At 70.6% G+C, this 7605-nt stretch carries 4 protein-coding genes and 1 pseudogene; 3 read left to right on the forward strand and 2 right to left on the reverse strand.

Going from position 1 to position 7605, the window contains the following annotated elements:
* Both Q0A33_RS04425 and Q0A33_RS04430 read right to left on the reverse strand, forming a co-directional pair.
* Positions 1 to 489, reverse strand: a pseudogene (locus Q0A33_RS04425) (hypothetical protein); the annotation flags it as partial.
* Positions 490 to 495: 6 nt separating this feature from the next.
* Entirely contained in the window at positions 496 to 4140 is a 3645-nt protein-coding gene (locus Q0A33_RS04430; protein WP_291793704.1) for an efflux RND transporter permease subunit, read from the reverse strand.
* A 340-nt stretch (positions 4141 to 4480) separates the two neighbouring features.
* On the opposite strand from Q0A33_RS04430, the gene Q0A33_RS04435 reads away from it, so the two are divergent.
* The 3 genes from Q0A33_RS04435 to Q0A33_RS04445 all read left to right on the forward strand — a co-directional run.
* A complete protein-coding gene (locus Q0A33_RS04435; protein ID WP_291793706.1) occupies positions 4481 to 5767 on the forward strand; it encodes an inorganic phosphate transporter in 1287 nt (428 codons plus the stop codon).
* Complete coding sequence (locus Q0A33_RS04440; protein ID WP_291793709.1) at positions 5764 to 6093, forward strand: peptidase; 330 nt, start codon at positions 5764 to 5766, stop codon at positions 6091 to 6093. The genes Q0A33_RS04435 and Q0A33_RS04440 overlap by 4 nt, the downstream gene beginning before the upstream one ends.
* Before the next feature lie 82 nt (positions 6094 to 6175).
* Positions 6176 to 7605: AMP-binding protein (locus tag Q0A33_RS04445; protein WP_291793713.1), on the forward strand; the 1430-nt coding region annotated here is incomplete at its 3' end.

Raw genomic sequence — 7605 nt, forward strand, 5'->3', positions numbered from 1 at the left:
CCCCAGATCCGTGCGCGTGAGCAGGGCGATGGCGCCCAGGTAGGGGAGCATCCCGGTGAATTCGACGGCGAAGGCGAGCAGCGCCACGCCCACGATGCGGCGGGACGAGTCCGCCTCCAGCGTGCGTCTGCGCCAGTCCTGGAGCTGGGAGGGGATGAGCTGCGCATGGGCCGCGAACGTGCGGGTGAGCATGAGCGCGCCCATCCCGGCGGTGACGAGCCCGAGGGCCGCCAGCACCAGCGGGGCCGTCACCGGCGACCAGCTCTCCAGCACCCCGGCCGCGAAGTCCAGCACCGGGGATGCGATGAGGGCCACGAGCATGCCGCCGGCGAAGTACAGCCCCGCGAGCGCGAGCAGGTACACCGCGATCCGCGCCGCGCGCACCCGCCCGGGAGCGAGCAGCAGCCAGAGCGGGACGAGCGAGGTGCCGGCGCTCGTGCTGTCGAACAGCGCGAGCCCGAGGACGCTCAGGGCGAGGGCGGTGGTCACGGTGACTCAGCCTAGCGGTGACGCCTCCTGGGTGCCTGCCTCCTTCAGCGCCTTCCGCTGGGCCCGCCGTGCCTGACGCCGCTCCTTGGAGCGCTCGGTGAGGAAGTACAGCACCGGCACCAGGACGAGGGTCAGCAGCGTCGAGGTCGTGAGCCCGCCGATCACCACGATCGCCAGCGGCTGCGAGATGAACACCCCGCCGCCGGTGAGCCCCAGTGACATGGGGACGAGGGCGAAGATCGTCGCCGCCGCCGTCATGAGGATGGGCCGCAGCCGCAGGCGGGTGCCGTGGATCACCGCGTCCATGAGCTCCATGCCCTCGGCCCGGAACTTGTTGATGAGGTCGATGAGCACGATCGCGTTCGTCACCACGATCCCGATGAGCATGAGCAGACCGATCATCGACGGGATGCCCAGCGGGATCTGCGTGATGACCAGGAGGAGCACCGCGCCCGTCGCCGCGAAGGGGATCGAGACCAGCAGCACGAGTGGCTGCACGATGGACCGGAAGGTGCCGATCATCACCATGAGCACCAGCACCACCGCCGCGAGCATCGCCAGGCCCAGCTGGGAGAAGGACTCGGTGAGGTCCTCGGCAGCGCCGGCGACGGCGAAGCTCACGCCGCTGGGCAGATCCGCCTCGGCCTCCAGCTGCGCCACGGCCGCGGAGACCGCGCTCAGCTGTCCCGCCTCCGGGGTGACCGAGACCGTCGCCTGGCGCTCGCCGTCCATCCGGCTGATGCTGGGAGCGGTCCGGACCTCCTCGACATCCGCGATCGTGTCCACCGTGATCGCGTCGCCGGTGATGTCCGGGATGGCCTCCTGCTCGTCCGCGATCGCCTCCTGCTCGTCCTGGTCGCGGCGCTGCTGCTCCTGCGTCTCCTCGAGCTCGACGATGCCGTCCTCGGCCTCCTGCAGACCGTCACGCGCGTCGTCGAGTGCGCTCTCCAGCTCCTCGACGGGGTCCTGCGGCTCCGGGGGAGGGCCCGAGCCGGGGTTGCGGAGCTGTTCGAGCTGGTCCTCGAGCTCCTCCACCCGATCCGCGGCCTGATCACGTGCCTCGACCGCCTGATCCCTCGCCTCCCGGTTGGCCTCCTCGGCCTCGCGCTCGCCCTCCTCCGCAAGGGCGTCCGTGCGCTCGTCGAGGGAGTCCTGCGCGGCCTCCTGCGCCTGCTGCGTCTGCCGCTGGGTCACGGGCAGCTCCAGACCTGCGATGTCCTCGGGAGAGGCGTCCGGGTGCGTGGGCGCGATCCGGATGTCCCGTTCCGCTCCCTCGAGCGTGAGGGTGCCGGCGGGCACGCCCTGCAGGGCGGCGGCGACGGCCTGACCCACCTCGGCCTGGGTGAAGCCGTACTCCGCGGCCGCCTCGCGGTCCACGTCCACGCTCAGCACCGGCTGCTCACCGGCGAGGTCGTGACTCGCCTCTGCGACGCCGGGCAGTTCGCGGGCCCGTTCGACCAGATCCTGCGCCGCCTCCTCGATCCCCTCGGGGTTCTGCCCGGTGAGGTTGATCGTCACGTCCTCGGAGAGCTCCTGCGCGGCTCCGCCCACGGAGACCTCACCGGCGTCCTCCAGCGCGGAGAGCTCCGCGTCCAGCCGCGCGGTGGCCGCTTCCGGATCCGCGTCCTCCCGCAGGGTGACCGTGAAGGAGTTGGAGGCGCTGCCGCCGCCGTACATGTCCCCGCCGATGGTCGAGAGGTAGTCGGCGACGTCCCCGTCGGCGGCGAGCACCTCCTCGACCTTCTGCGCGGCCTCGTCGCTGGTCTCCAGCGCGGTGCCGTCCTCGAGCTCCTGCGTGACGTAGAGGGAGCTCTGGCCCTGGTCGCCCAGCAGATCGGTCTTGAGGAAGGTCGCGAGCACCAGGGTGAGCACGAGCACGAGGACGGAGATGCCCACGGTCCGGCCCGGGTGACGCAGCGCGGCCTGGATGGTGGGCAGGAAGCCCTGCTGCAGCCGGTCGATGGGACCGGAGGCCTCCCCCGAGGCGGCGGGGCGTGCCACCGGATGTGCGGCGACCGGCGGCAGCGGGGCACGGCCCTTGGCCTCCCGCTTGGCGTTGCGCTTCTCGATCCGGGCGTTCGCCCGCTCCTGCCGGGCGAGCGCCTTCTCCTCCTGCCGCTCCTGCCATGCCGCGTAGCGCGCGTCCGTCCGCTCCTGCCTGGCGGGCTTCAGCGGCTTGGGGCTGTGCCGGAGGAACCAGTAGCTCAGCGTCGGCACGATCGTGAGGGAGACGAGGAGCGAGGCGAGCATGGCGAGGCTCACGGTGATCGCGAAGGGACGGAAGAGCTGGCCCGCGATGCCGGAGACGAAGGCGATGGGCAGGAACACGGCGACGGCGGTGAGCGTCGAGGCCGTGACGGCGCCGGCGACCTGGCGGACGGAGGCCACGATGTCCTCGACCGTGAGCTCGCTCGTGCCCTGCCGTCTGCGGATGTTCTCGATGACGACGATCGAGTCGTCCACCACGCGGCCCACCGCGATGGTGAGTGCGCCGAGCGTGAGCAGGTTGAGCGTGTACTCGCCCACCCACAGGCCGATCATCGCGATGAGGAGGGACATCGGGATGGAGATGGCCGCGATGATCGTCGAGCGGAAGGTTCCGAGGAAGGCGAGGATCACGAGGACGGCGAAGAGCAGTCCGAGGCCGCCCTCCACGGAGAGGTCGTGGATCGACTGCTCGATGTCCGGTGCCTGATCGAAGATGGTGGTGAACTCGACGTCGTCGCCCAGCTGTGGGCCCAGCCGGTCGAGGGTGTCCGCGACCGCGTGCGAGACCTCCACGACATTGGCCTGCGGGGTCTTGACGACGGAGAGGGAGAGGGCGTCCTCACCGTTGGCTCGGGAGAGCGAGGTCTGCTCGACCTGGGCGAGCTCCACGTCCGCGATGTCGGAGAGGACGACGGGGCCGTCCTCGGTCTGCAGCGGTGTGCTGCCCACGGCCTCGACGGCATCCAGTTCGGAGCCCACCTCGACGCTGAGGGAGCGGCCGTCCTCCGTCGTGCTGCCGCCGGGAGTGACGGTGCCGGCGGCCTCGACGGCCTCCATGATCTGCGGCGCGGCGATCCCGTGCTCCTCGGCCGCGGCCGCGTCGAGGACGACCGAGACCTCCTGCTCACGCTGGCCGCTGAGGTCCACGCTCGCGACGCCGGACAGCGATTCGAGCTCCGGGACGAGACCGGACTCCACGCGCTCGCTCAGGTCCTCCTCCCCGGAGGACGAGGAGACCGCCAGGCTCACCACGGGCGCGCTGTCCATGGAGGCGGGCACGACCTCGGTCTCGGCGGTTTCCGGGAGAGAGCTCGCAGCGCCGTCGACGGCCTGGCGGACCTCCGCGGTGAGCTGGTCCTCGTCCGCGTCGAACGGCCACATCACGGTCGCGAACATGGAGCCGGGGGAGGTCTCCGTCGTGACCTCGTCCACCTCCGGCACCGCCATGAGCGCGGTCTCCAGCGGTGCGGTGACGGAGTCCTCGACCACCTCCGGCGAGGCCCCGGGGAGGCTGGCGGACACCATGATGCCGGGCGTGGAGATCGAGGGCATTGTCTCCTGGTTGAGCTTGGTGGTCGCCACGATGCCGAACACCATCACCGCCGCGGTGATCATCCCCACGATGAGCCGGTTGAGCAGGCTCATCCTCGTCAGTACGGTCATTGAAGTCCTTCCGGATGCGCAGGCGGGTGTCAGGCGTTCCTGCGCAGTCTTTCAGGCAGGGCCCAGCCGCGCCTCACCCCGGAGACGGATCTGTGAGCTGCCGGGACTCATACCAGAGGATGACATCGGGGGCCGCCGCGCGGAGCTGAGTGCATCACATTGGGGCGTAATGGCCTGGACGGCACGCCACCCGGCGTTAAACTCACAGTCGAGCGTCTTTCACCCACACGTCATGCTGCGGCAATCCGGTGCTGAGCCGGTGGCGGCGGAGGTGGCCACGAAGGCGTGCGCTCTCGCTGCGGGGAGGGCGGCAGACCCGTCACCGACACATAGGCAGCCTGTGGAAATCGTCACCCTCACCGTCGTGCTGGTCATCGCACTGGCGCTCTTCTTCGACTTCACCAACGGCTTTCACGACACCGCCAACGCGATGGCCACCCCCATCGCCACCGGCGCGCTCAAGCCCAAGACGGCCGTGGCGCTCGCGGCGGTGCTCAACCTCATCGGCGCGCTCCTGTCCACGGAGGTGGCCAAGACCGTCTCCGGGGGGATCCTCCACGAGGACCGGATCGGCGGGGACATCTTCCCCATGCTCATCTTCGCCGGGCTGGTGGGCGCCATCTTCTGGAACATGCTCACCTGGCTGCTGGGCCTGCCCTCGAGCTCGTCGCACGCGCTCTTCGGAGGACTGCTCGGCGCGACCATCGTGGGCATCGGCTTCACCGCGGTGAACGTGGGCGGCGTGATGTCGAAGATCGTGCTGCCGGCGCTCCTCTCGCCGCTCACGGCGGCCGTCATCGCCTTCCTCTGCACCAAGCTCGCCTACACCACCACGCGCCGCTACTCCAAGGGGCCCAACGGACGCGACGGCTTCCGGATCGGGCAGATCCTCACCTCCTCCCTCGTGGCTCTGGCGCACGGCACCAACGACGCGCAGAAGACGATGGGCATCATCACCCTCGTCCTCATCACGGTGGGCTGGCAGTCCGGCGCGCACCACGAACCGCAGCTGTGGGTCGTCCTCTCCTGCGCCTTCACCATCGCCCTGGGCACCTACATGGGCGGCTGGCGGATCATCCGCACCCTCGGCAAGGGCCTCACCGAGGTCAAGCCCGCCCAGGGCTTCTCCGCCGAGACCTCGACGGCGGCGACGATCCTCGCCTCCTCCGCCTTGGGCTTCGCGCTGTCCACCACGCAGGTGGCCTCCGGTTCGGTGATCGGCTCCGGGCTGGGCCGCCGGGGCTCCAAGGTCCGCTGGTCGACCGCGGGCAAGATCGTGGTGGGCTGGCTCCTCACACTGCCGGCCGCGGGGCTGGTGGGCGGCCTCGCCGCGCTCATCGTGGTCTGGATGGGTCCGTGGGGCCTGCTCCTCGACGCCGTGCTCGCCGCCCTGGTGGTGGGCGGCCTCTTCCTCCGCTCGCTGAAGAACCAGGTGGGCTCCGACAACGCGATGAGCGATGTGCCCGCCGCCACCAGCGACGTCGCGGAATCGGCCAAGGCCGTGCGGCTGAAGAAGGGGGCGCGCCTGCGCTCCAAGGTCCGCACCGACGAGGCCGCTGCGGCCGAGGCCGCGCCTGCCGCGGCGGATCCCGCCACCACCGCTGACCGGAAGGACGAGAACGCATGAGCATCGACTGGCTGGCCTTCGGACAGGTCTTCCTCGCCGCCCTCGCCGGTGCGGCGGTCCTCGTGGGCCTCTACTCGCTGGGGCTGCGCCTGCTCGTGACGGGCGGCAGGCCTCCGGTCGTGCCCCCGCAGGAGTTCCCCGACGCCATCACGGTGATGTCGGAGAAGGCCCGGCGCAAGGCGGAGCGCAAGGCGGAGAAGGCCGCGCAGCGGGTGCCGCTCACGGACCGGCAGAAGCGCACGGTCCTCAGCTTCGCCTACCTCTGCTTCGGACTGTGCGCCTGTGCGATCGTCGGTGCCGTGCTCGTGATCTTCCTCTTCCACTGATCCTCCTGCTCACACGGTGCGATCTGTGGCACAGTGAGTTCCGGCGGTCCGGAGTGAGGACCGTCGGAAGGAGCACACCGTCGTGACCACCACGCAACTGTCGTACGTCTCGGGTCCGTCCGCGGCCCCGCTGCTGGGAGAGACCCTGGCACAGTCCCTCGACCAGGCCGCGCGCGCCCACGGTGAGCGCACCGCTCTGGTCGACCGGCCCTCGGGCCGCCGGTGGACCTATGCGGAGCTGGTGCGGGACGCGGACGCCGTCGCCGCCGGTCTGCTGGACCGGGGGATCGGCACGGGGGACCGCGTGGGCCTGTGGGCCCAGAACGTCCCGGAGTGGACGCTCGTCCAGTACGCGTGCGCCCGCCTGGGCGTCATCCTCGTGAACATCAATCCCGCCTACCGCTCGCACGAGCTCGCCTACGTGCTGGGCCAGTCCGGCTGCCGCCTGCTCATCAGCCAGATCGCGGCACCGCCCCACTCGGACTTCGTGACGCTCGCGCGGGAGGCCGCGGCCGAGGCCGCCGGTGAGACGGGCGGTCCCGGCGCCCGCCCGGAGCTGATCTTCCTCGACACGGTCCCCGGCCCGCTCGGCGCGGAGGCGGAGGCCCGGCTGCAGCCGGGCGAGTCCTTCGCGCAGCTGCAGGAGCGGGGGCACGCGCTCCTGCAGGACCCGGCCGCCAAAGCCGACATCCGCCTGCAGCAGATCTCCGACTCCCTCAGCTGCGACGACCCGATCAACCTGCAGTACACCTCGGGCACCACGGGCTTCCCCAAGGGCGTGACCCTCACGCACCACAACCTCCTCAACAACGGCTACTTCATCGGCGAGCTGCTGAGCTACACCGAGACGGACGTGGTGGTCCTCCCGGTGCCCTACTTCCACTGCTTCGGCATGGTGATCGGCACGCTGGCGATCGTCAGCCACGGCGCGTGCGCCGTCATCCCCTCGGCCTCCTTCGAGCCGGCGGCGGCGCTGAGCGCGGTGCAGGCGGAGGGCGCGACCTCGCTCTACGGGGTGCCCACGATGTTCATCGCGGAGCTGGCGCTGCCGGACTTCGCAGAGTACGACCTGTCCACGCTGCGCACCGGTGTGATGGCGGGCTCCCCGTGCCCCGTCGAGGTGATGAAGCGGGTCATCGGGGAGATGCACATGTCCGAGGTGGCGATCTGCTACGGCATGACCGAGACGTCCCCGGTGTCCACCATGACCCGGGTCGACGACACCCTGGCCCGCCGCACCGAGACGGTGGGACGGGTGATGCCGCACCTCGAGGTGAAGATTGTCGACCCCGCGACCGGCCAGACCGTGCCGCGTGGTGCGCAGGGAGAGGTCTGCACGCGCGGGTACTCGGTGATGCGCGGGTACTGGCGGGAGCCGGAGAAGACCGCCGAGGCTCTCGACGAGGCGGGTTGGATGCACACGGGAGACCTCGGGACGATGGACGCCGAGGGCTACCTCAGCGTCTCCGGCCGCATCAAGGACATGGTGATCCGCGGGGGAGAGAACCTCTA

It is taken from the genome of Brevibacterium sp. (genome assembly GCF_022712115.1).
In the GTDB taxonomy this organism is placed as follows: domain Bacteria; phylum Actinomycetota; class Actinomycetes; order Actinomycetales; family Brevibacteriaceae; genus Brevibacterium; species Brevibacterium salitolerans.

What these genes read in the sequence shown, in the direction of transcription:
- Q0A33_RS04440 (WP_291793709.1), top strand. Translation starts at nt 5,764, where the DNA reads ATGAGCATCGACTGGCTGGCCTTCGGACAGGTCTTCCTCGCCGCCCTC.
- Q0A33_RS04430 (WP_291793704.1), bottom strand. Translation starts at nt 4,140, where the DNA reads ATGACCGTACTGACGAGGATGAGCCTGCTCAACCGGCTCATCGTGGGG.